This is a genomic window from Paenibacillus forsythiae T98 (genome assembly GCF_000520735.1).
GTDB lineage: Bacteria > Bacillota > Bacilli > Paenibacillales > Paenibacillaceae > Paenibacillus_AQ > Paenibacillus_AQ forsythiae.
On the sequence record NZ_ASSC01000093.1, the window covers coordinates 1 to 1,538 of the forward strand.

The following is a 1,538-nucleotide window of genomic DNA, read 5'->3' on the forward strand; positions in this document are numbered from 1 at the left end:
ATTGCAGCACCTTCTGGCTGCGCGAGCCCTTCAGCACGGACGACACCAGCGCCACGCCGAAGCGCTCGCGCATCCGGTGGATGCAGGAGAAGATCTTCTGCGCGTCGATCGTCATGTCGACCAGCTCGCGCTCGTCTGTGCAGGAGCTGCAATTGCCGCACGGCTTGTCCCCGTGGGCCTCGCCGAAATAGTCCAGCATCGCGCTTCGCAGGCACCTTGTCGTATAGCAGTAATCGATCATCTGCTGAAGCTTGCGGTAATCGTTGGCCTTACGCTCCGAATCCTGCGGGTTCTGCTCGATCAGGAACTTCTGGGTCATGATATCCTGCGCGCTGAACAGGAGGATGCACTGGCTCGGCTCGCCGTCCCGCCCCGCGCGGCCCGCTTCCTGCACATAAGCCTCCATATTCTTCGGCATATTGTAATGGATGACATACCGCACATTCGACTTGTCGATCCCCATGCCGAAGGCGTTGGTCGCGACCATCACGCGGATATCGTCGTACAGGAACGCCTCCTGGCTCTCGGCCCGCTCCTCGTCGCTCATCCCGGCATGGTAACGGCCCGCCGCGACCCCGGTATTCCGTAGACGCTGGTACAGGTCGTCGACGTCCTTGCGGGTAGCCGCGTACACAATTCCCGGCTGGTGGTTATGGGAAGCGGCATACTCCAGCACGAACTCCTTCTTGTTCTCGCCCCGCAGCACCGACATCGCCAGATTGTCGCGGCCAAGGCCCGTCACAAAGACGCCCGGATCGCGCAGGCGCAGCAGCCGGCGCATATCCTCCATAACCTCGGGCGTCGCCGTAGCGGTGAAGGCCGCCAGAATCGGCCGCTGCGGAAGCTCCTCCACAAACGGCGACACCGCCAGATAGCTGGTGCGGAAATCATGGCCCCACTGCGAGACGCAGTGCGCCTCGTCCACCGCGACGCAGGATATGGACAGTCCCGCCATCTCCAGGCGGAACCAGTCCAGCTCCAGCCGCTCGGGCGCGACATAGAGCAGCTTCAGCTCGCCCCGGCGGGCGGCGCGGATGCGCTCGTTCACTTCCCGGCCGGTTAAGGTGCTGTTGATATAAGCGGCGGGAATGCCCGCCGCCGTCAGCGCGTCGACCTGGTCCTTCATCAGGGAGATGAGCGGCGACACGACGAGCGTCAGGCCCGGCAGCAGCAGCGCCGGAACCTGATAACAGATCGATTTGCCGCCGCCGGTCGGCATAATGCCAAGCGTGTCGCGGCCCTCCAGGAGACTCGCGACGATTCTTTTCTGGCCTTCCCGGAAATCGGGATAGCCGTAATATTTTTGCAGCATGTTCTGCGCGTATTCCATTGTAAGTTCCTGCGGATTCATATGGATCAAAACTCCTTAAACACGGTCTTCCTTTAGTTTACCGGACTTTGCCGCGAAGGGGCAACCGTGCGGAACAAATGAGGCGTGAGATGTTCTTCCACGTCAAACAGGAGAGGCGCACACCGCGCCTCCCCTTCCCGCATGCGCGGCCCGCCGAGCTACACGCCGCAGGAGCCGTCCGCGCAGC

The 1,538-nt window shown here is 62.2% G+C and carries 1 protein-coding gene; it reads right to left on the reverse strand.

Annotation, left to right across the window (positions count from 1 at the left end; all coding sequences use genetic code 11):
* Positions 1-1,351, reverse strand: a 1,351-nt coding sequence (gene recQ, locus L692_RS0103250; protein WP_025697163.1) for a DNA helicase RecQ, incomplete at its 3' end; no start/stop codon positions are given.
* Between the last annotated feature and the right edge of the window lie 187 nt (positions 1,352-1,538).